Source organism: Frankia umida (genome assembly GCF_023242945.1).
GTDB classification, from domain to species: domain Bacteria; phylum Actinomycetota; class Actinomycetes; order Frankiales; family Frankiaceae; genus Frankia; species Frankia umida.
Genome location: NZ_JALKFT010000009.1, coordinates 51,259 through 73,996, shown reverse-complemented (window position 1 = coordinate 73,996; position 22,738 = coordinate 51,259). Strand labels below are relative to the sequence as shown.

Annotated in this window: 15 protein-coding genes and 2 tRNA genes; 8 read left to right on the top strand and 9 right to left on the bottom strand. The window is 72.1% G+C overall.

Annotated elements, in window-relative coordinates:
* Positions 1-96: 96 nt before the first annotated feature.
* Together tig and MXD59_RS11335 are read right to left on the bottom strand one after the other, a co-directional pair.
* The gene (gene tig / locus MXD59_RS11340; protein ID WP_248824645.1) at positions 97-1,599 is read right to left on the bottom strand and encodes a trigger factor; all 1,503 of its coding nucleotides are present in this window, start codon (positions 1,597-1,599) and stop codon (positions 97-99) included.
* A 63-nt stretch (positions 1,600-1,662) separates the two neighbouring features.
* Positions 1,663-1,735, bottom strand: a tRNA-Pro gene (locus MXD59_RS11335).
* Positions 1,736-1,782: 47 nt separating this feature from the next.
* Here MXD59_RS11335 and MXD59_RS11330 point away from each other — a divergent pair.
* The 4 genes from MXD59_RS11330 to MXD59_RS11315 all read left to right on the top strand — a co-directional run bounded on the left by MXD59_RS11330 (position 1,783) and on the right by MXD59_RS11315 (position 6,127).
* Positions 1,783-1,856 (top strand) — tRNA-Gly (locus MXD59_RS11330).
* A 659-nt stretch (positions 1,857-2,515) separates the two neighbouring features.
* Positions 2,516-4,603, top strand: coding sequence for a class I SAM-dependent methyltransferase (locus tag MXD59_RS11325; protein WP_248824644.1), 2,088 nt, complete (start codon positions 2,516-2,518; stop codon positions 4,601-4,603).
* 192 nt (positions 4,604-4,795) lie between these two features.
* Positions 4,796-5,524 carry a L,D-transpeptidase gene (locus MXD59_RS26940; protein ID WP_372512036.1) on the top strand — a complete coding sequence of 243 codons (729 nt, stop codon included), beginning with the start codon at positions 4,796-4,798 and terminating at the stop codon, positions 5,522-5,524.
* 90 nt (positions 5,525-5,614) lie between these two features.
* Positions 5,615-6,127 carry a DUF3291 domain-containing protein gene (locus tag MXD59_RS11315; protein WP_248824642.1) on the top strand — a complete coding sequence of 171 codons (513 nt, stop codon included), beginning with the start codon at positions 5,615-5,617 and terminating at the stop codon, positions 6,125-6,127.
* Here the strand turns inward: MXD59_RS11315 and MXD59_RS11310 are convergent.
* Both MXD59_RS11310 and MXD59_RS11305 read right to left on the bottom strand, forming a co-directional pair.
* A complete protein-coding gene (locus tag MXD59_RS11310; RefSeq protein ID WP_248824641.1) occupies positions 6,124-7,104 on the bottom strand; it encodes a beta/alpha barrel domain-containing protein in 981 nt (326 codons plus the stop codon). The two genes, MXD59_RS11315 and MXD59_RS11310, sit on opposite strands and share 4 nt — an antisense overlap.
* Positions 7,105-7,160: 56 nt before the next feature.
* Complete coding sequence (locus MXD59_RS11305) at positions 7,161-8,408, bottom strand: glycosyltransferase family 4 protein (protein WP_248824640.1); 1,248 nt, start codon at positions 8,406-8,408, stop codon at positions 7,161-7,163.
* A 560-nt stretch (positions 8,409-8,968) separates the two neighbouring features.
* Between MXD59_RS11305 and MXD59_RS11300 the strand changes: the two genes are divergently transcribed.
* Entirely contained in the window at positions 8,969-10,330 is a 1,362-nt protein-coding gene (locus tag MXD59_RS11300; RefSeq protein WP_248824639.1) for an aminotransferase-like domain-containing protein, read from the top strand.
* Here the strand turns inward: MXD59_RS11300 and MXD59_RS11295 are convergent.
* Positions 10,325-11,668 carry an MFS transporter gene (locus MXD59_RS11295; RefSeq protein WP_248824638.1) on the bottom strand — a complete coding sequence of 448 codons (1,344 nt, stop codon included), beginning with the start codon at positions 11,666-11,668 and terminating at the stop codon, positions 10,325-10,327. The two genes, MXD59_RS11300 and MXD59_RS11295, sit on opposite strands and share 6 nt — an antisense overlap.
* A 187-nt stretch (positions 11,669-11,855) precedes the next feature.
* Here MXD59_RS11295 and MXD59_RS11290 point away from each other — a divergent pair, with 187 nt between their 5' ends.
* Complete coding sequence (locus MXD59_RS11290; protein WP_248824637.1) at positions 11,856-12,290, top strand: DUF962 domain-containing protein; 435 nt, start codon at positions 11,856-11,858, stop codon at positions 12,288-12,290.
* On the opposite strand, the gene MXD59_RS11285 is transcribed toward MXD59_RS11290, so the two are convergent.
* From MXD59_RS11285 to MXD59_RS11275, 3 genes are all read right to left on the bottom strand, one after another.
* Positions 12,277-14,982, bottom strand: a complete 2,706-nt coding sequence (locus MXD59_RS11285) for an ATP-binding cassette domain-containing protein (protein ID WP_248824636.1) — start codon at positions 14,980-14,982, stop codon at positions 12,277-12,279. The two genes, MXD59_RS11290 and MXD59_RS11285, sit on opposite strands and share 14 nt — an antisense overlap.
* Positions 14,983-15,065: 83 nt before the next feature.
* Positions 15,066-15,902, bottom strand: a complete 837-nt coding sequence (locus MXD59_RS11280) for a DUF1206 domain-containing protein (RefSeq protein WP_248824635.1) — start codon at positions 15,900-15,902, stop codon at positions 15,066-15,068.
* An 82-nt stretch (positions 15,903-15,984) separates the two neighbouring features.
* Positions 15,985-16,740, bottom strand: a complete 756-nt coding sequence (locus MXD59_RS11275) for a RibD family protein (RefSeq protein WP_248824634.1) — start codon at positions 16,738-16,740, stop codon at positions 15,985-15,987.
* A 43-nt stretch (positions 16,741-16,783) separates the two neighbouring features.
* Here MXD59_RS11275 and MXD59_RS11270 point away from each other — a divergent pair, with 43 nt between their 5' ends.
* Positions 16,784-17,680, top strand: coding sequence for an exodeoxyribonuclease III (locus MXD59_RS11270; protein WP_248824633.1), 897 nt, complete (start codon positions 16,784-16,786; stop codon positions 17,678-17,680).
* 92 nt (positions 17,681-17,772) lie between these two features.
* On the opposite strand, the gene MXD59_RS11265 is transcribed toward MXD59_RS11270, so the two are convergent.
* Positions 17,773-18,363 (bottom strand): Hsp20/alpha crystallin family protein, encoded by a 591-nt coding sequence (locus MXD59_RS11265; RefSeq protein ID WP_248824632.1) that lies wholly within the window; start codon positions 18,361-18,363, stop codon positions 17,773-17,775.
* Between the two features lie 1,467 nt (positions 18,364-19,830).
* Between MXD59_RS11265 and MXD59_RS11260 the strand changes: the two genes are divergently transcribed.
* Positions 19,831-22,695 (top strand): alpha/beta fold hydrolase, encoded by a 2,865-nt coding sequence (locus tag MXD59_RS11260; protein WP_248824631.1) that lies wholly within the window; start codon positions 19,831-19,833, stop codon positions 22,693-22,695.
* The last annotated feature ends 43 nt before the right edge of the window (positions 22,696-22,738 follow it).

Genomic DNA, 22,738 nt, shown 5'->3' with positions numbered 1-22,738 from the left:
CAACGACGATGGCCCCCGGGATCTATCCCGGGGGCCATCGGTGACGCAGCGGCCGTTCGGGCGCCCGCGGGGCGCCCCTGCCGTGCGGGGCGGAACTCAGATGTCGCGGTCGCGAACCTTGCCCTTGGACGCGGCCGGTTCGGCGGAGGTGGACTCGGCGGGGGTGGCCGCCTCGGCCGACGGGGCGCTCTCGTCGCCCTCGACCGCCTCCGCCGCGGGTGCGTCACCCTCGGCCTCGTCACCCTCGGCCTCGTCGCTCTCGGCCTCGTCGCCCTCGGTCGAGGCGCGGCTGGGCAGCGCGAGCTCCACCCGGCTGCCCTCGCCGTCCACCACCGCGACACTCTCCAGCAGCAGGAACAGGGCCTTGGTCCGCAGCACGTCGGCCATCAGAGCCTGCAGACCCTCGCCCTGGGCGAGCTGCTGGGCGAACACGTCGGGCTGCACCCCGGAACGCTGGGCGCGCATGATGACCTGCTCCATCAGCTCGCCCTGATCGATGCCGATCGACTCGGCGTCGATGACGGCGTCGAGGATGAACTGCGAGCGGATCGCCTTGCCGGCGTTCTCCCGCACCTCGGCGTCGAACTCCTCGGCGGACTTCTCCAGGGTGGCCAGGTAGCCGGCCCGGTCGGTGCCCAGGTGCTCGAGCTCGTGGGTCAGCCGGTGCTCACGCGCCTCGAGCTCGCTGGCCAGCAGCGAGTCGGGGACAGGCACGTCGACCCGCTCCAGCAGCGCCTCGAGCAGCTTCTCCCGGGCCTGCCCGACCTGCTCGGCGCGGCGGGTCTGCTCGAGGCGACGGGCCACGTCCGCCCGCAGCTCCTCGAGCGTGTCGAACTCGCTGGCGATGGTGGCGAACTCGTCGTCGAGCGCCGGCAGGTCCTTCTCCTTGACCCCGCGCACCGTCGCGGTGACCTCCGCCGACTGGCCGACCTGGTCACCGCCGAGCAGTTCGGTGGTGAAGGTACGGGACTCGCCGTCGGCGGCACCGATGATCGCCTCGTCGATGCCGGCGACCAGGTTCCCGCTGCCGACCTCGTAGGAAAGGCCGGTCGCCTCGGCACCCTCGACCGGCTCGCCGTCCACCTGGGCGGACAGGTCCAGGGAGACGAAGTCGCCGTCCTGCACCGGACGCTCGACCGGGGTGAGCTGGGCGAACCTGTCTCGCAGGCCGACGAGCTGCTCCTCGATCTGCTCGTCGGTGACCTCGGCCGCGTCCACCGTGATGGACAGGTCGGAGAACTCCGGCAGCGTCAGTTCGGGTCGCACGTCGACCTCGGCGGTGAACACCAGCTGGCCGCCGTCGGCGAACTCGGTGATGTCGACCTCGGGCCGCGACAGCACGTCGACCTCCTCGGCCTGGACGGCCTCGGAGTACAGCTGCGGCAGTGCCTCCTGGACGGCTTCGTCGAGGATCACGCCGCGGCCGAGCCGCTGGTCGAGGATCCGCGGCGGCACCTTGCCCGGCCGGAAGCCCGAGACCCGCACCTGGCGGGCGAGTTTGCGGTAGGTGGCGTCGAGCGAGGGCTTGAGCTCGTCGAAGGGCACCTCGACGGTGAGCTTGACCCGGGTCGGACTGAGGGTCTCCTTGGTGGCCTTCACGGCGCGGCTGTCTCCTGGTACGACGTCGGACGGGATGACACGCCGAGGCTATCGGGCTGTCGGTCGGGGCGGGGAGACTCGAACTCCCGATCTCCTGCACCCAAAGCAGGCGCGCTAGCCACTACGCTACGCCCCGTGGCGTCGCCTCCCCATAGTACGGGGTAAGCTGACCTCGATCACCTCGCGGGTGTAGCTCAATGGCAGAGCCCCAGCCTTCCAAGCTGGCCATGCCGGTTCGATCCCGGTCACCCGCTCCACCGCCGCGGTCGCGGCACGGCTGTCACACCTCGGCGTTTCGCCACCCCACGGTCACCACCTGTCGTATCGCGCGGCCTGGTCCGCCTCGATCCGTCTCGTCCGGCCGGGCCGTCCCTCCCCCGCCTGCGCTGTCCGACGTCCGATGCCCGACGGGCGTGTCGCGGGCGAGAGACGCGGCAGCCTCGCACTTCGCGGACCACACAAGGACATCGCAGGCCCGGGGCATGACGCCGTGCGGCGACCACCGGAGACACGCTCACGCGGCGGGAGCTCCACATCGGACGCACCGCACGCCACGTCGTTACAGACGGAAACAATTCAGTGGCTTAGGGTGCCCCCTGGACGGAGCCGTGGCGATCCAGCCAAGCCCCGGACCGGGACGCGCGGCCCGCGGACAGGGAAGGACTGCGATGGCGGCGAACGACCACGACGCCGGCCGGCCAGGGCGGGGCACGGCGGTGGCGTGGCCCGGCCGACCCCGCCGCCGGGATGACTGTTCGGCATATCCGCCGCCCGCGCGTGTCGCATCCCGCGATGCCATGGCCACGCTGCGCCGCACTGTGCGGCCTCAACATCCGTGTCCTGCCTCACATCAGCCCGATAGCTTCGGCGTCGCCGCGCACCACATCCCGGCGACCGTCGCCAGGAAAGGGTCCACATGCCATCACAACGTCGGGGCTGGCTCCCGGTGGCCATCGGGATCGGGATCGGGGTGAACACCGCCCGACTCCATGCCCGGGTCCAGGCGCTCGACACCATCGAGACCCTCGAGACCGCCGCGTCCGACCACGTCCACGGGATCGACGCGGACCCGTCGCCCTACCTGCTGCTGACCGGCGCCGACGTGCGACTCACCGACGCGCAGCGCCTGGCCGCGCAGGCGTACGCCACACGTCGCGGCCTGGACGTCCTCGACCTCGTGCCCGCCACGCTGTCGCCCCACCAGCTGCTCGACCTCGCGCGGATGGTCGATCCGGCGAGCTTCCCGTCCCGGCGCATCGCCCGGGGACGCAGCGCCGGGGCCGCCGTGCTGGTCCGCCGGGACGTCCTGGTCCGCTCCGGCCTTCTCGCCGCCGCTGACCCGACCCACACCACCGATCCGACCGACACCAGCGACCCGGCCCACGCCACCGGGATGACCCCGGCCGACAGGACCGTCCAGGCCGTCGGGACCGCGGACATCGGTGGGCTGACGGCGGCGGAACTGGTGGCGTTGCTGCAGCTGGGCAAGCGGCATGCGCCGATCACCACCGACCTCGCCGTCCTGCCGGGACTCAGCGTCGCCGACGACCGCGGCGCGCACCGGTGGACGGTCCAGCGGACCGCCTACGCCTGGGAGCCCGCGCAGCTGGTGCTGCCGGCGCTGCGGGACGCGGCGATCCTGCTGACGGCCGGCGGGTGTCCCCCGGCGGCGCTCGCCGCGCTCACCGCCTCCTGGCTGCAACCCGCCCTGGTCGGCGGCCGGCGGGTGCGGGTCACCGGGGCGGATCTCGCCCGTAGTCCCCTACGGCGGCGCCGGGACGGCTTGGGCCAGCTCCGGGCGGCTGCCACCCGCGTCTGGCCCGGACACGCCGGCGAGACGCCCACCCGGCCGCCCGCGTCCCCCGCGTCCGCGCGGGCCGGGCAGACGGGGCAGGCAGGGCCGGCCGGGCCAGGCGAGCAGGGCCGTGGGCTGCGGCGGGAACTGCTCGAGGTGTCGGTGCGACCGGATCCCGCCCAGGTCGCGCGTAGTCGGGTCGCCTACCAGGCGGATCTCGCCGCTGGTCTCGATCGTTTTCTCGAGCCCGCGCAGGCGTACTGCCCCTGGTGCGGCGCCGGCGATCTCGTCGCGCACCTGCGGGGCCGCGACGTCACCCAGGGCAAGCCGGGGACGTTTCGCTACGACCGGTGCACCGCGTGCGGACACATCTTCCAGAATCCGCGGCTGTCCCTGGACGGGCTGGACTTCTACTACCGCGACTTCTACGACGGCCTCGGCGCGTCGGCCCTGGAGGAGCTGTTCGGGTTCGACGACCGGGTGTACCTGGAACGGGCCCGCCAGGCCATCCCGACGCCCCGACGCTGGTTGGACGTCGGCGGCGGCCACGGGCACTTCTGCAACTCGGCCCGGTCCATCTGGCCGTCCACCCGGTTCGACCTGCTCGACATGGGCGGCGGCGTCGAGCAGGCGCGGCGACGGGGCTGGGCCGACGAGGTCTACCGCGGTCAGTTCCCCGAGCTCGCCGACGGACTCAAGGGTCAGTACGACATCCTGAGCATGTTCCACTACCTGGAGCACACCCGTGAGCCGCAGGCCGAGCTGGACGCGGCGGCGCGGGTCCTGTCACCCGGCGCCCATCTGCTGATCGAGGTGCCCAATCCGCACAGCCCCGCGGCCCGCTGGTACGGCTCGATGTGGCCCGGCTGGCTGATCCCCCAGCACCAGCACCTGATACCCGCGGCGAACCTCGTCGCGGCGCTGGAGGAGCGTGGCTTCGAGACCTCGGGGCCTATCTTCGGCGAGGTGCACCAGCCGGGTGATCCGCTGTCGGTGCCGTTCGGATTCCTGCAGACGCGGGCACCCTCGCCGTCGAACCCGTGGGGCAGCGCCGAGGCGTCGACCGCGCTGCGGCTGCGTCGGGCGGCGCTCGCGACGGCGCTCGCGCCCGCCTTCGCCGCGGGTCTCGTGCTCGACGGTGTCACCCGTCCGTACCTGACCGGTGGGTCCAGATCCAACGCCTACCGCGTGCTGGCTCGCCGCCGCTAGAGCACCCGTCGACCCCTGGCCGCGCCAGCCATGGACGCCGTCTAGTTACGCAGAGTAATATCAGCGTGACGACAGGGGGCTCGTGGGATGGGAATGCCTGCTCGGAGACCGGTCGCGACCGGCCGCGTGGAAGCGCGGGACACGCGGACGGGGCGAGTAGGGCTGGCGGGGCGGGCTCTGGTGGTGGCGGTGATGGGGGTGGTGACGGCGTGCTCGGGGTCGAGCGTCGAGCATCGGTCGACGACGACACCGAGCCCACAGGCCGGGACGTCCCAGCCGCCGGCCCGACCCGGCGCCTCGGCGGCGGGCAGCGACACCGCGGCGCGTCTGGTCGCGCATGCCACCGGTCCGAGCATCACCTGGTACACGGCGCCCGAGCGGGATGCCGTCGGCGGGCAGCTCACGAATCCGAACCAGGAGGGTGCCCCGCTGGTGTTCGCCGTCCGGCAGCGGCGCGACGACGGATGGCTGCGGGTGATGCTGCCGGTGCGGCCGAACGGGTCCCAGGGATGGGTGCGGATCGGTGACGTGCGGGTGACGACGACGCCCTACGCGCTGGTGGTCGATCGCACGGCGCACCGGCTGACCGTCACCCGCGAGGGCCAGGTGGTCGTCCGGCTGCCGGTCGGCATCGGCACCGGGAGCACGCCGACCCCGTCCGGCGCGTTCTACCTGACCGAACTGCTGCGACCGGGGGACCCGAACGGGCCATGGGGTCCCTACGCCTTCGGGCTCTCCGGCTTCTCGGACGTGATCACCACCTTCAACGGCGGCGGCGGCATCATCGGACTGCACGGCACGAACCACCCCGAGCTGGTCGGCACCGATGTGAGCATGGGATGTATCCGACTGCGCAACAGCGACATCGAGGCGCTCGCCCGCCTGATCCCGGTCGGCACGCCGATCTCCATTCACGGCTGACGGCGCGATCGTCTGCCGGCGAGGCGGCGATCGGTGGTTGACGGGGCGGCGTTACTGGCGCACGCGGGGCGACGTCCCTAGGCTCTTGTCATGACGGGATTTCATCTCGCCCAGGTGAACATCGCCCGCGTGCGCGAACCGCTCGCGCCGCTGTCCGCCGGTGCGCTGGCGGCTGGTCTGTCGGCACCGGCCGAGCCCGTCACCGGTCAGCCCGGCTACCTCTGGTCGCTGGGAGCGGGGACGGAAACGGGAGCGGCGCAGGCCGCCCCGCACACGTTTCGGCTGGGTTCCGCGGAGCAGCTCGCGGCCATCGTCAACCTCGCGGTGTGGGAGTCGGTCGACGCGCTGTGCGCCGCCGTCCTGCGCAACGGCGAGGGCGCCTTTCTGCGGCGGCGCCGCGACTGGTTCCATCCGACCCACCGGTCGACCAACGCCCTGTGGTGGGTGCCCGCCGGGCACCGGCCGGACCCGGCGGAGGCCGAGGACCGGGTGCGCCATCTGCGCGCGCACGGCCCGACCCCGACCGCCTTCACCCTGCGGCTGACCTTCCCGCCGCCGACGGCGAGCCAGACGGGGTCCGCGGCGGCGGGCCAGGCGGGCTAGGCGGGGTCCGCGGCGGCGAGCTGGTCAGGGTCCGCCTCGTCGATCCAGCCGGAGAGGATCTCGCCGAACACCGTGGGGTCCTCGCCCCGGTTCCAGAACGCCGTCGCCGCCTGCACCACGACCGCGCCCGCCCGCTGGTAGTCGACGACGTCGTGCCCGTTGGTGATCCCGCCGGCGCCGACGAGCGCCACCGTGTCGGGCAGGAGCCGGCGCAGCTGACGCACCTGACCCAGGCCGATGGGCTTGAGCGCCGGGCCGCTGAGTCCGGCGAGTTCGACGTCGAGGACGGGACGTCCCGCCGCGTCGACCACGAGCGCGTTCGGGAAGGTGTTCACCGCGGTGACGAAGGCGGGCCCGCCGGGACCGGCCCCAGCCCCGGACCCGGACGTGGCGGCCCGGCCGAGCACATCGGCGAGTTCGGCCAGGGCGGCGGGATCGGAGAACGGCGAGATCTTCACCCCGTACGGCACCCTGCGGCCCCCACCCGCGGCGGCCAGCGCGTCCAGGGCGGCGCCGACCTGGGCGCAGACCGCCGCGGTCTGGCGTGGGTCGAAGCAGGCGATGCGCTTCTGCGCCCCGCCGTCCCAGACGTTGGGGCAGGCGAGGTTCACCTCGATCAGGTCGACTCCGGCCGCGCCGACGACCTCGGCCATCTGCCGGTACTCGGCGACGTCGAAGCCGGCGATGCTGACGATCAGCGGCTTGCCGGCCTCGTGGGCGATCTCGACCATCCGCGGCAGCTGCTCGGCGTACTCGTCGAGCCCGCGGTTGGGCAGACCGAGGGCGTTGACGGAGAAGGTCCCGCCCGGCCAGTAGACGGTGCCGGTGTTACCGGCCCGCGGTGCCACCGTGATCGATCCGACCACGATGGCCGCCACCGCGCTGCGGGCGAACACTTCCACGTCCCGCGGCGACTTGCAGGTTCCCGCCGCGTTCAGCACCGGATGTTCGAGTTCGATCCCGGCCAGACCGGTCATCGCTGGCCCCGCCGATCGGAGTTTCGTGGCCGCGGTTCGAGGATGCGCACGCCGGTTCAGGCCTGTGCCGGACGCGGACGGCGCAGCCGGCGTCGGGCCGCATGCCGGTCGATCGCCTTCTGGTAGGCCGTCAGGCGCACCGCCGCGATGCGCCGCGGTTCCAGTTCGGCGGTGCCGGCCCGGCCCCGCGCGCCGACGGTGACGGCGAGTTCGGGGTCGCGCAGGAACGGCTCGAGCGCGTCCGCGAGTGCCCGCGGGTCCTCCGGCGGCACGACCGTGCCGCCCTTCCACTTCGCCACCCAGGTCGCGACACCCGTCGTGGCGGTCGCGACGACGGGACGTCCCGAGGCCATGCCCTCCAGGCCGGCGATGGAGAAGCTCTCGAACCGGCTCGGGACGACCACGACCCGCGCCTCCTCGTACGCCTTGACGAGTTCGGGTCGGCTCAGATGCCCCGCGAACCTGCATGCCACGCCCAGCTCGGTGGCCCGCCGCTGGAGCCACTCACCCGTCGGCACACCGTCGATGACGCCCGAGGACTGGCCGGCGAGCACCACCGTGGCCGCCACCCCCCGCTCCTTGAGCAGCGCGGCCGCCGACAGCAGCACGTCGAGACCCTTGCGCCATTCCAGCCGGCCGACGACGAACAGCACCGGGTCGGTCTGCCCGGGCGGGACCACCCCGGTGTACGGGGTGCGATCGAACGGGTAGGGGATGACGTCGGCGTCCTGCTTCTCCTTCAGCCAGCCGAAGTCGCGCAACGTCGTGACGATCAGCTCGGACGGTGCGGTCCGCACGTCGGCGCGTACGGCGGAGAACCGGTCGATCCGGTCCGCCAGGGCACCGCGGCCGTGCAACTTACCCTGCCGCAGCCGGACGTCCATCATCGTCGGGGTGTGCAGGTGGATCACCAGCGGGACGTCCCGGCGCAGCGCGGTGCGCAGGCCACGGGTCTCGCCGTCCTGGGTCTCGATGACGTCCGGGTGCAGGTTCAGCCGGCGCAGCCAGAACGCGTAGGACACGGCGAGGATGAACCGCAGGGCGAGTGAGTCCCGCGGATGGTCCGCGCCCTGCATCGAACGACCGACCTTGCCGAGATAGCGGCTGACCGGTAGACGCAGAAGCGGTCGCCGATGGACGAGCACCCCGTCGTGGTCCTCGTCCGTGCGCCGGCGCCCCTGCGCGGCCACGATGTGCACCCGATGACCGAGTGCGACCAGGGCGTGCGCGATGTCGTGGGTGTAGACACCCGCCCCGTCCCAGATGATCGGGGGATACTGCTCGCACAAAAAGACGATCTCCATACCCATCCCCCACGGCGGCGAACTCCGGACGGCTCACCCTAGCGCCAGCCCGTCGCCGGCTGTCACCGGGTTTGCCGCACCGCGTCCCGCCCGAGCACCGGTTTCACCGCATGCCCTTACCACCCGGGGATTGGGCCTTGACCTGTGAATTCACTGTCAGAAAAGTGGTGTGTCCGCCGTGGCGGCAGCCGTTGGGACGCCGGTGTCGGCTCCTGTCCGGGCACATCCGGATGACACTGTCCGCGCCGGACTACCCCCGGTGTCGCATTCCCGTGGTACCGCTTGGGCGCTATCCCGGCGCCACATCGACGCGACCAGGTAGTAGCGCGTATCCCGGGTGTCCGGGCCGAACACCGCGGCGACGCCGACCAGCAGCGCGAATCCGACCAGCAGCGCGCACTCAGCCATGGCGCACCGCCGCCCGCACGCCGCCCGTCGATCCCGGTGACACGAGCACCGAGCCGGGACGGCCGACACCGGCGGCTCCGCGAAGCGGCGCGCCACCCCTGGCGATAGCGCTATTCTTATATCTCATGTCCAACGATAGCAGTATCGACCGGGTGGTGACAGAGCTTCATCGGCTCGTCGATGCCGGCACCGTCGGACAACGGCTGCCCAGCACGCGCGCGCTCCAGGCCAGGCTGGGGGTCGGCCCGGTGACGGTCCAACGGGCGCTCGGCCGGCTGGTCGCCGAGGGGCGCCTGGTCACCCGGCCGGGCTCCGGCACGTTCATCGCGTCCCGGCGTACCACCCGGACTGGCGACACCGACTGGCAGCAGGTCGCGCTCGGACCAAGCCCCGTGCATCCCTCCGGCCTCGACCAGGTGGTCCATCTCGCCAACGCGCCCGGTCTCCAGCTCGGCGCCGGCTATCTGGACGCGGGCCTGCGCGCCGATGCCCGGTTGGCCACCGCCCTGGGTCGCGCCGCCCGCCGCCCGGACGCCTGGGCCAGCCCTCCCGCGGCCGGACTCCCCGAACTTCGCAGCTGGTTCGGCCGTCAGCTGGGCGCCGACCCCGAGCACGTCCTGATCACCTCGGGCAGTCAGAGCGCGCTGTCGGCGACGATGCGGGCGATCCTGCCCGCCGGCCACCCGGTGCTGTTCGCGACGCCGACCTATCCCGGTGCGCTCGCGGTGGCCCGCAGCGCCGGCCTCACCCCGATCTCGGTGCCCTGCGACCACGACGGCCTCCGCCCGGACCTGTTGCGCGACGCCTTCGCCCGCACGTCCGCCCGGCTGCTGGTCATCCAACCCACCTACGCGAACCCGGGCGGCAGCGTGCTGGCCGCGCACCGGCGCGGCGAGATCCTCGACATCTGCCGGGTCGCCGGCGCCTTCGTCATCGAGGACGACTACGCCCGCTGGCTGGGCTTCGCCGGCGAGCAGACGCCGCCGCCGCTGTTCGTCGACGACGACCGCGGCCAGGTCATCACCATCGTCTCCCTGACCAAGATCCTCGCACCGAGCCTGCGGGTGAGTGCTGTGATCGCCCGCGGCCCGGTGATGAACCGGATCGGCGCGATGCGCATCGTCGACGACTTCTTCGTCTCCCGTCCCCTCCAGCACACCGTGATCGAACTGGTCAGCGGCCCCGGCTGGGCCGCGCAGCTGCGGGCCGTGGGCACCGCCCTGCGTGAGCGGGCGTCGGCCCTGGTCGCGGCGGTCGCCCACGAACTGCCCGACTGCGCGGCCACCCCACCGCTCGGCGGCATCAGCATGTTCGTCGGCCTGCCCCGCGGTGTGGACGAGGGCGCGACCGTGGCCGCGGCGGCCCGGCTCGGCGTCGTGGTCGGCCCCGGCCGGTACTACACCATCGGCGAGCAGGAGACCGCCCACCTGCGGCTGTCCTATGCCGGCATCCCGGCGCAGGACATCCCGACCGCCGTGGCGCTGCTCGCCCGTGCCCTGCACGACAGGTCATGAGCAGTCGGCGGCCTGCGCGGGCCGCGCCGAGCCGACCAGATCACGCCACAGCACCGGCAGCGACAGCGACACGACCACGACCAGCAGACCCGCCAGCACGAACGGCAGCCGGTGGTCGACGGCGAAGATCGCACCCGAGACCAGCGCCGCCAGTACGGTCGTCGCCGTGCGCACCGTCGCGAACAGGCCCTGGGCCCGACCGGTCGCTCCGCTGGCCGCCCCCTCCTGGGCCAGCAGCGACTGCTCGGCCGGATTGATCACGGCGAGGACTACGGCCTCCAGACAGCCGACGACGATGATGATCGACAGCGAGTGCAGCATCGGGTAACTGACCAGCGCGACCGAGCGCAGCAGGGCCGCGACCACGATCAGCGCCCGCCGGTCCAGCCGGTCGGCCAGCTGCCCAGCCGGCCAGGCGAACAGCAGGTACGGCAGTCCGAACAGGGTGAACGTCAATCCCGTGAGCTCCACCGACACACCCTCGCGCCGCATCAGCAGGCTCCAGCAGGTCTCGTAGACCCCCGCCGCGAACCCGCCGCTCGCCCCGCACAGCAGCAGCCCGACCACCCCGGGCGTCAGCAGCCACGTCACCCCCGGCCGCCCAGGTCCCGGACGTCCCGGGCGTCCCGACCCTGCCGCTGGCGTGATCATGCCCTCGGCGGCCAGGCCCTCGGCGGCCAGACCCTCGGTCGACGCCCGCACCGGCCCGGTTCGATCACCTGTCGTGCTCGCCAACGCCGCCGTTCCCGCGACTCCACGCGAACCGCCGGCGGACGGCAGCATCCACAGCACCGGTATCGACGCCAGCACCGCCGCCGCGCCCCCGGCGAGAAACAGCTCCCGCATGTGCTCGACCCCGGCGAATCCCCCCAGGACCGGACCAAGGGTCACACCCAGCAACTGGCCGGTGTACACGGCGCTGAACGCCCGCCCCCGGGCCGACGGCGCGACCGTCACCGCGACCGCGGTCAGCGTGGCGACCTCGAACGCACCGGCCCCGGCACCCTGCAGCACCCGCAGCGCCGAGGACGCAAGCACCCCCTCGGTCACGAACAGCCCCGCGCAGCCGGCCGCGTAGGTGGCCAGTCCCGCCAGCAGCACCGGCCGGTGGCCGTGGAGTCCGGCCAGCCAGCCAGCCACATACTGCGACAGCAGCGCCCCCAGAAAGAACGCCGACATCACGACGCCGACACCGGCGACGGAGACATCGTGATCGGCCAGATACAACGGCAGAATCGGAGCGATGGCGAAACCGCCGAGCCACTGCAACAGGGTCGATCCCGCCAGCACCCCGAGCAGTCGCCGCGAGGCGCCACCGCCGCCCTCCCCCGGCCGCACCGACCCGCTCGTCCGCACCGGTTCACCCGATTCGCCGTGTTCATCCGGTTCCGTGGTGCCCACCCCGTCCACGCACTGGTCCTATCGTGCCCACAGATACCTGGCAATCGGGATGTTCCGGGTGCGGCCCATGCTGTCGGCCGGCCGGCGCGGATCACACTGACCTGCACCGGGAAAGGACACTTCCATGAGCGGTACGCAACCCACGCGGCGGGTACCTGACCTGAACGCTGCCGACCAGAGGCATGATCCGGCCGCGGCGCCGACGAAGGACGCGCCTTTCGCGGCGAAGCTGGCGTTCTACCGCGCGGAACACCGCAGCCGTGGCGTCAGACTGACCCATCTGGTCGGCATTCCGACGGTCGCGTGCTCGTTGCCCCTTGTCCTGGCCCGGCCGCGGATCGGGATACCCCTGTTCGCCGCGGGCTGGTCGTTACAGGTCGCCGGCCATGTGCTCTTCGAGCACAACCGCCCCGCCCTGACCCGCGGCCCGATCACCTACCAGCTGTGTGGGCTCGCCCACTGGTGCGAGGAGATCGGCGATCTCCTCGCCGGGCCTGCCCGCACCTCGGGCGTCCGCGCCGCCTCGCCCGAGGCAGACGCGGGTGTCAGCGGCGGGTGAGGCGTCCGGCGGGCGGTTGAGGCTGGTGTGCGCCACCGCTGCCCGCCGAACCCGAACCCGAACCCGCGCCACCGGTGGGCACCGGGGCGGGGGCGATCCGGGTGACCTTGGGTTCGATACGCCGCAGCATGAGGGTGGTCAGGGCGAGGGCCACCACGCCGATCATGATGCCGAGCACGACGTCGGCGGCCCAGGTCGCGGTGGTGTGCTTCCACAGCTCGTCGGGTGGGTCGCTGCGCAGGGCGGGATTGCCCAGCTTGGCGACGGCGTTGAGGTCGTCGGTGCTGGCCAGGGCCGCGAAACCCCAGCGGGCGGGGGCGAGGAAGCTGAGCTGCTCGAAGACGAGCCGGTTGCTCATCGACGTCAGACCACCGGAGAAGACCAGCTGACCCATGGTGACCAGAACCAGGATCGGCATCGCCTTGTCGGCGTTGTCGATCAGACTGGACACGAACAGGCCGATCATCATCGAGGCCAGCGCCGCGACGATGACCGCGACCAGGCATTCCAGCAGCGGCGAGCCGAGGGCGACGGCCTCCGGTGGGGTTCGACCGGTGACCGCGATCAGGGTGAACACGACACACTGCGCGGTGGTGATCGCCGTCAACAGAATGATCTTTGAGCCGAGGTAGGCGGTCCGGGACAGACCGATCGTGCGTTCCCGACGGTAGATCGGTCTTTCCTTGACGATTTCCCGGACGGCGTTCGCCATCCCCATGAAGCAGGCACACAGCACCAGGACGACGAGTACCTTCGTCGCGTCGGTGTTGGGTGCCTGGGGCAGCGGGCCCAGCCCGTCCGGTGCCTTGAGCACCCGTGGAACGATGCCGAGGATGAACGGATAAGCGATGATCAGTCGTAGATAGGAGCGGTCGGCGAGCACGACCCGCCAGTATCGCCGGGTCAGGGTGTACAGCTGTGAGAACACCGGCTGTTGGCGGATGCTCGGCAGTTCCGGTGGGGCCCGGCGCACGGCGGGCGCCACCACTGCCGAGGGCACGAAGAACTCCGAGTCGCGGAACCGGCGGGCCATCTCGGCACCGGGGGTCGCCTCGAGCTCGCGGAAGACCGCGGCGAACTCACGGAAGTCCTTCTTGCCGAAGAACCGCAGCGCCCCGTCGGCCGGGCCGAAATAGGCGACGTGACCGCCGGGTGCCAGCACCAGAATGAAGTCACACAGGTCCAGGAAAAGCACGCTGTGGGTGACGACGATGACGGTGCGGCCGGTCTCGTCGGCCGAGCCCTCACCGCCGCCCTTGGCCAGCCCCCGCAGGGTCTCCATGACCGACTGGTCGTTGGCCGGGTCGAGCCCGGAGGTGGGCTCGTCCAGGAACAGCAGGGACGGGCGGGTGAGCAGCTCCAACGCGACGCTGGTGCGCTTCTTCTGACCGCCCGAGAGCCGGCTGACCTGGGTGTCGGCGTGGGCGGTCAGGCCGAGCTGGCCGATCACCTCCTCGACCCGGTCGCGCCGTTCCTGCGCGGTGGTGTCCTTGGGGAAGCGCAGCTCCGAGCCGTAGAGCAGCGCCTCGCGCACGGTGAGCTGGTCGTGCAGGGGGTCTGCCTGCGGGACGTAGCCGATGCGGCGGCGCAGCTCGTCGTACTCGGCGTAGAGGTCACGTCCGGCGTAGCGGACGGCACCGCGGTCGGCGGGGCGGAAACCGGTGAGGGCGTTGAGCAGGGTCGACTTGCCCGCCCCGCTCGGCCCGACGACCCCGAGCAGCGAACGGCCGGGCAGCCGGAAGGTCAGGTCGTGCATGAGCTGCTTGGCGCCGGCGAACACCGACAGGTCCTGCACCTCGAAGGCGACGTCACCGGAGTCGACGTACTCGACGAGGGTGTCGCCCTCGAGCTGGAACAGGTGGTGGCCGACCGCGAGCACGTCGCGTTGCAGCACCGGTGCGCGACCGACCCGCAGACCGTTGACGAACGTCCCGTTCGCCGAGTCGAGGTCGACGACCTCCACACCGCCGAGCGAGATCCGCAGTTCGGCGTGGTGGCGTGACGACAGCAGGTCAGCGACCATGATCTCGTTGTCGCGGGAGCGCCCCATCCGCATCCGGCCCGGCTTGAGGGGATGCACCCGCCGACGGGCATGCACGACCGCGCTCTGAGTGGTCGCAGGGTCGACCGGCCAGCTCCCCGACGGCGGACTCGGCTGCGCACCCGGGCCCACGCCGGACGGCGAACCGGCGCCAGCACCCGCGGACCCACCCGCCCCCGCCGCACCGGGCGGGGCACCGACCGCCGTGGCCGGCGTCGGCGGCACCTGGGTCGCCAGCGACCCCACGGCCGCCTCACCCGTGCCGCCCGGTGTGCCCGCGCCGCCCATCCCGCGAGTCGGCGCCGTCGGGGGGACGTTCGCACGCACCGGTGTCAGGACGACCTCGGGGCCGTCGGCCGCGCCCAGGCGCAGCCGCACCTCACCCGGGATCTCCACGTCGCCGACGCGGCGCCCGTCGCGCCACAGGCCGTTGGCGCTCACATCCTCGACCCGCCAACCGACCGGCGAGGGATGGAGCACGAAGTGCCGGCGTGACACTCGCCCATCATTGATCGTGATGTCGGCCGCGCGGGCCCGGCCGACAACGACAGAAGCGTCGCCGGCGAGAGTCACCTCCCCGGCCGGGGTGTTGACTCTGAGCGGGGTCGTCCCAGCCACGAACTTGTCTCCCTCGATCGCCAGACGCACCATAGTGTGCCTGGCCGAGGGCCCGGTTCCCGGCCCCTTGCAGGACATGTCCGAAAGTCGACCGACTCCGGACAGTCGCGGTCCGCTCAGAGCCTGCGGTAGCGAGCCTCGAAGAAAGAGTAGATGCCGAACAGGACGAGTCCCAGTGCGCACAGGGTCAGCAGCACCTGCCCGTAGGCCTGGTCACCGAGTGTCCTGAGAGTCCCGTCGAGCCCCTTGGCCTCCTTCGGGTCGAACTCGACCGCGGCCCGGGTGACGAACACTCCGGCCAGCCCGATGACCACGCCACGCACCACGTAGCCGACCATGCCGGCGGGCTTGGCGATCCGGTGCGCGATCCGACCCATCTCGCCGGTCCTGAGCTTCTCCTCGAACGTGCGCCCGACACCTCGGATGATCATGCCGATGCCGACGATGACGACGACGACACCGACCGCGCCGACCAGGAACCGTCCGGCGTCGTTGCGCATGAGCCGCGCCGTCCACGGCGCCGGGTCGCCGGACCCGCCGCCCCCGGAGAGCAGGAAGTGGACGGTACTGCCGGCGATGACCAGGTAGATGACGCCGCGGGCCACGCTGACCAGCCGTTTGGCGGTCCGCTTCTTCGCGTCGCGTTCGCCCTGCTGACCGACGGCGCCGTCCAGCAGCCGCCAGATCGCGTAGCCGAGGAAGCCCAGGACCAGGATGACCAGCACCACCGAGCCGAACGGTTTGTCGCGGATCTCGCCGAGCGCGCCGGAGCGGTCGGCGCGGGCGCGGCTGAGCCCGAAGGCGACCTGGAGGGCGAGCACGCCGATGAGCAGGTAGACCAGCCCGCGTCCGGCGAGTCCGACCCGCGCGGCGAGGTCGAGCGTCCGTGAGTGTCGGGCGTCCTTCGCCTTGCCCTTGACCTCGCCGGACACCCCGGCCGCCTGCACCGACACAGTGATCACTCCCTCGCGGTCCACTGGATCGGATGATCCGGTGGACCGATGCCCGCGCCCGTGCTGGTGAAACCGGGACGGATCAGCGGGTCGTCGCGGGATGGATCAGGTAGCGGGCGAGCACCACGTCGTCGAGTTGGCGCACCTCGGCGAGCCGCATCCGGGCGCGGGCGTCACGCGGAAACCGCCCTGGCCCCACGAAGGCGGGGGCGTCCGCCTCGCCGACGAACAACGGGGCGACCACGAGGTGGAGCTCGTCGACCAGCCCGGCGGTGAGGAACGCGGTGTGCACCGAGGTGCCCCCCTCGACCAGCAGCCGCCGCACCCCCCGCCGCGCAAGATCATCCAGCACTGTCGCGACGTCGATCAGCCCCGCGCGCCCCGCCAGGGCCGGCAGTTCCACCATCACCGTGCGCGACCCGCCTCGCCGCCCCGGCCGGTCGCCGGCAGAGCGGTCGCTGGCAGAGCGGTCGCTGGCAGAGCGGTCGCCGCAGGTGTACACGAGGACGTCCACCGGATCGGTATCGAACAGCCTGGCAGCGGGGTCGAGCGTGCCGGATCCGCACAGCACCACCTTGCGTGGCGTGGGCTCCAGCCCCGCGGCGACCCGCGTCGCACGCCGGACCTCGGATCGCACCGCGAGCCGCGGATCGTCGCGCCGGACCGTACCCGCGCCCACCAGGATCGCGTCACAGCCGGCGCGCACCTCGTCGACACGGTCCAGGTCGGCGGGCCCGGACAGCATCAGCCGCTGGTCGGAACAGTCATCGATCCGGCCGTCCACGGACATCGCACAGCTGCAGATGACATATGGCCGTTCGGCGGACCGGTTGTCCATGCGGCGCAGCATCGCATGTGGGGCGGGACTACCGTCATCACCTGTGCGGATCGCTACATGGAACATCAACTCGGCGAAGGCCCGGCAGGCCCGGCTGATCGAGTGGCTGGATCGCGCCGAACCGGACGTGGTGTGTCTCCAGGAGACCAAACTGTCGGACGAGGCCTTCCTCGAACTGTTCGACGAGGATCTGTTCCGCCGCGGCTACCGCGCCGCCCACCATGGGGACGGCCGCTGGAACGGGGTCGCGATCCTGTCCCGCGGCACCCTCGACGACGTGGTGCGCGGCCTGCCGGGCGGACCGGGCTTCCCGGATCCCGAGCCGCGCGCGATCGCCGCGACCTGCGACGGGGTCCGGGTGTGGTCGCTGTACATCCCGAACGGACGCGCCGTCGACGATCCGCACTACGCCTACAAGCTGAGCTGGCTCGGCGTGCTGCGCGACGTGGTCGCGGCCGAGGCCGCGCACGGCCCGCTGCTGGCACTGGGCGACTTCAACATCGCCCCCACCGACGTGGACGTCTGGGACCTCGCCCAGTTCGAGGGCTCCACCCATGTCACCCCGGCGGAACGTGCCGCGCTCGCGGAGATCCTCGGCGTTCCCCTGGTGGACGTGCTGCGCGCCCGCTGGCCCGAGGACATCGTCTACACCTACTGGGACTACCGCCAGCTGGCCTTCCCGAAGAACAACGGCATACGCATCGACCTCACCCTCGCGACCCCGGACGTGGCCGAGCGGGTCCGCGCCGTCTGGGTGGACCGGGCCGCCCGCAAGGGCACCGGCACCAGCGACCACGCGCCGGTCGTCGTCGACCTGGATCACGCCCCGGACGGGGACGTCGGCCCCATGGTGCCGCCGCCGTCCGCACGCACGTCGTCGGGTCGTGCCTCCTCCCGCGCATCGTCCGCCTCAGCCACGGGCACACCGCACCACCTCTGATCATGGGCGCACCGCGCCATCTCTGACCACGGGCGCGCCGACGCGCGCGGGGGTGTCGGGGTGCGCGGGCGGAACGCACCCCGACCGGCTTCTCATGCGCCCGCGGCGTCCGTGGGCGCGTCCGACGCGGCATCCGGCCCGGTCATGGCGCTGCCCACGGCCAACGCCGGCTCACCGGGCCGCTGCGCCGCCGTCGCCGCGGCGACGGCGATCCGCGTGGTCCTCGGTGCGACCGCCGCGCCCGCGAGCCGGACGGTCAGCACGCCACGCTCGTATCCGGCCGAGATCCGGGACGCGTCCACCCGCTCGGGCAGACGGAACTCACGGCGGAAGCTGCCGGACCACCGCTCCCGGTGCACCCGACCATCCCGCTCCTGCTCCTGCTCCTGCTCCTGGTGCCCCTCCCGCTGACCGCGCACGACCAGACGGCCACGGTCGATCTCCACGACGACGTCGCGCTCCACGTCGATACCCGGCAGCTCGAGGTTGATCAGCACATCGTCGCCGTCGGCGACGACATCGGCGGACGGGACCGCCACCTCGGCGGGCACCGCTCGGCCGGCAGGCACCGCTCGGCCGGCAGGCACCGGACGCCGGGTGCCCCACGCCCGCCGGACGATCTCCTCGAACTCCCGGTCCATCCGACCGAGCGCGGCAAACGGATCCCACAGGTAGGTGCTCACAGGACTCCCCTTCGTTGATCGACTCGCCGTTGACCAGCTCTTCGTCGGCCAGCTCTCCGCTGATCGCCTCACCATGACCACACCTCCGCGCTCATCCCTCCCTCACAGTTCATGAGTCTAGATGACTCAACATTACGTCGACAAGGGGGCTCAGAAGTCCTGGACTCATCCGTCGTGATCGTGATGCCCCGCAAGGCCGCGACCCGGCCATGACTCGCCATGAAACAGTCCAATACCCCCCAAAACCATCACAACTATCGTGCCGTCGCCACGGATTCCCCTCGGGCCCACGCCTCGCCGCCCCCACGCGCGAACCCGCCGACCACCAGCCGCCGACCAGTCGCTGCCGACCAGTCGCCGCTCGGCATCAGCGCGCCGGGCGCCATCGTTTGCCGTCGCGGCTCTCGGACGCGAGTGAGTGCCGCCGCACCGGGGCCCCCGAACGAGGGGCCGACCGGGGGCGAACAGCTCTTCCCACCGCTGCTGCGCTGGGATTGCGGGCCATCCCGACGCGGACATGCCCGCACCGCGGCGCACACCCGGAAGAGGGCCTCCAGTCCGCACCGTCCAAGCCGGCAGGCGCCGCCCCGACCCGACCCGGCCACTCCCTCCAACCCACGCCCTCCAACCCGGGCCCACCGACCGGCCGCACCGACCCCGCCCCACCCCGCCGCGCCGCGCCGCGCCGCGCACCAGCCGACTCCACGGTCATCGCGAGCCGCGACACCCTCGGGACGGCCAACGCGGATCCGCCGGGACGCCCGCCGCGACGCCGGTGGATCTCCTCCCGGCGCCGAGCGACCAGCGGGTCCGCCGGCCGCATTACCGACGCGCTGACCAATGTCGTGCCGTCGGATCGAGATTCATGTCGCTAAAGCGACAACAAACCAACCCTTCCGTCAGGGACAAGGAGGGCCTGGATAGCTATGTCATAGGACCGTGATATAACGATCGACGCCAGCTGGAGGAGGGATCGTCAAGGTGGGCTGTTCGGGCCCGTGGAGCGGATCGTCCGGGTACGGCACAGGTTTCCGTGGCGCGCTCGGCACGGTTTCGAAACCGTCTCACCCCTGGCCGTCTCACAGCCGTCACCCAGGCAGCACACAGCCGCCGGACGGATGCGACGTCCCGAATGACGCTCCGGGCACGCCGCCGGGACGACCCGCCGGGACGACCCCGTGCCGCCTGGATCAGCGGCGGCTGCCGACAGTGCCCGGCCGCACCGCTCGAAACACGCACCAGCTGATGAGATCGTCCAGCCGGCGAGGTTGAATCATTCGGTGCAGCCGGTTCACCCGGCGAGGTTGAATCAGTCGGCGAAAGTGGATCAGTCGATGAGGGCGGCGTGGTGGTGGGCATCCGCCGGGTCGGTGTGGGTGGGCCGCCGGTGGTGGCAGGAACCGGCGGGCAGTGCGCGGCAGGCTGGCGACGCGGATGTCGCGGGCGGCACAGGACGAGGGAGCGGCAGTGAACGAAGGTGATCGGCGCGCGGCCCTGGCGGTCGCCCAGCTCGGGAGCGCTTTCCTCCCGAGGTTGGACCTCGACATGCTGCCCGACTCGGTGGTCAGCCGGTTCCGCGAGGTCGCCGCTCGGCTACCCGACACACCCGCGCTGGTCTCGCCGGGTGTGTCGATGACGTTCGCCGAGGTCGACCGGCGCACCGATGACATCGCGGTCGCCATCCTCGGTCGACTCGACGCGAGCGAGGTCGGTCCGGTCGCCACCCTGCTCCCGCATGGTGTGACCGGGCTGCTCGGCCTGCTCGCGGCGATGAAGACCGGGCGGGCCGTCGTCCCGCTCGACCCGATGGTCCCGCCGGAGCGGATGGCCCAGATCGTGCGTCAGGCCGGCTGCGCCGTCCTGCTCACCGACCTCGCCGACAGCACCGTGGAACGCTCGACGGTGGGCCTGCCCCCGCTCGACACCGGCTGGTCCGAGGCGCCGGCGGCCACCCGCGTCAACGCGGGACCGCTGCTCGACCTGCTCGGCGGGGCCGGTCCCCAGCTGATCCTGGACGTGGCCGCCGCGGCCAGCGACGGCTCGGAATGGATCACCGCGAACGGTTCGGACGCGGTCTGGTGGCCCGAACCCCGCCTCGACGAGCCGGCCTGCATCGTGTTCACCTCCGGCTCCACCGGGGCGCCCAAGGGCGTCGTCTGGACACATGGGACCTTCCTGAGCGAGGCCTGCGCCGGCGCCACGCGGCTGGGGTTCGCCCCGGGCGACCGGGTGGCGCTGGTGCTGCCGTACTCGTTCGCGGCCGGCGTCACCGTGGTGGTGTTCGGGCTGCTCAACGGGGGCGGTCTGTACGCCTACGATCCGCGGTCGGCGGGTGTGCGCGGTCTGGCCGACTGGCTGGTCACCCAGCAGCTGAGCGCGTTGGCGACGACCCCGTCGCTGTTGCGGGCGTTGCTGGGCACCCTCGAGGTGGACGAGCCGCTGCCCGACCTGCGCATCGTGATCACCTGCGGGGAGGCCTCGTACGGGCGGGACATCGCCGCGCTGCGCACGCATCTGCCCGCGGCCTGCACCTATGTGAACTGGACGGGCGCCTCGGAGATCGCCTCGCTGGGCTTCCACGAGATCCCGGCCACGGCGGTGCTGCCGACCGGGACGATCCCCGGTGGGCGGCCCGCTCCCGGCAAGGAGGTCGTCCTGCGCCGTGAGGACGGCTCGCTCGCCCCGCTGGGCGAGGTCGGCGAGGTCGAGGTGACCTCGGCGTACCTGTCCGCCGGCTACTGGCAGAACCCGGCGTTGACCGCCGAGAAGTTCACCCCGCTGCCCGATGGGCGCGCCACCTGTCGCACCGGCGACCTCGGGCGGTGGGAGCCGGACGGCACGCTGGTGCTGCTGGGTCGACGCGACGCCGCCGTGAAGATCCGCGGCTATCTGGTCGAGCCGAGCGAGGTGGAGGCCGCGCTGCTGCGCTCCCCCGAGATCGCCGAGGCCGTCGTCACCGCGGTGAGCAGCCCCGACGGGCCGAACCGCCTGGTCGCCTATGTCGTGCCCGCGGTGCACGGCAACACGCTTTCCCCCGCCCGGGTCCGCCGGGCGCTGCGCGAACGTCTGCCGGTCTGGATGGTGCCGGCGACGATCGTGCCGATCGCCGAGCTGCCCCGCAACGAACGTGGCAAGGTCGACCGCGGCGCCCTGCCCCCACCGCCCCAGCCGGCGGCGGTGTTCAAGCGTCCCCGGACGCAGTGGGAGATCGTCGTCGCCGACATCTGGACGCGGGTGCTCGACCTCGAGGAGGTCGGCATCGGCGACGACTTCATGGAGCTTGGCGGCGACTCGCTTGCCGCCAACGAGCTGCTCACGCTCGTGCAGGAGCGGCTCGGGGTGTCCATGTCGTCGTCCACCCTGGTCGACTCGCCAACCCTCGGTGCCTTCGCGCACGCGCTGTCGCTGGCCCAGCAGTCCGGGCCGCGTCATCCCACCGTCGTGCCGCTGCGGACCGTCGGCTCACGCCCCCCGCTGTTCTGCTTCGCCGGCGCCGGTGCCCTGGCGCTCGGCTTTCACTCGCTGGCCCGCCGGCTCGGCGACGACCAGCCGGTCTACGCCTTCCAGGCGCACGGGCTGGAACGGCGCGGCCTCCCGGACTGGAGCGTCGCCAAGACCGCGCGACGCCACCTTGAGGTGATCCGGCTGCTGGCGCCACGCGGCCCGTATCTGCTTGCCGGGCACTCGCTGGGCGGCCTGATCGCGCTGGAGATCGCCCAGCAGCTCACCGCGGCCGGCGAGGAGGTCGGATTCCTGTCCATCATGGACACCTATCTCCCGTCCTCGCTGCGCATCGAGCCGGGCGACACACCCGACGGTCCGCTGCGCCTGGCCGCCGCCAGCAGCACCACCGGTACTCCCAGCGCCACCGGTACTCCCAGCGCCATCAGTGACGGGCCGACGAGTGCGGACGCACAGGCCCATGCCAGCTCCTACCGCCGTCGGCTGGCCCGGTTCACCCAGCGACTGCTGCCCGAGCAGCGGACCAATCTCGCGAACATGGCCACGTTGAAGAAGATGGTGCAGATACCGCTGACCGGGGTGGTGCAGTTCGGCGGAACGGAACAGTTTGATGTGTTCTTCAACCACGGCCGGCTGCTGGAACGTTTCTACCGCCCGGGCCCCTGGGCGGGTCGCACGCTCGTCTACCGCTCAGCCGAGAACCCGGACCCGGAAAATGCCTGGTCAACCTACCTGACCGGCAGCCACGAGACCTACTACGTCCCGTGTGAGCATTTCTACCTGCTGCGCGAACCGCATGTCATCAGGATTTCCGAGCATTTCCGGGCCGAGATCGACCGGGTCGTCGCCGAACAGGCCACCCGGGGGTGACCCCCGGGTACCGCCCGCCTGCTCACCCTCGTCGGCGGGCGGT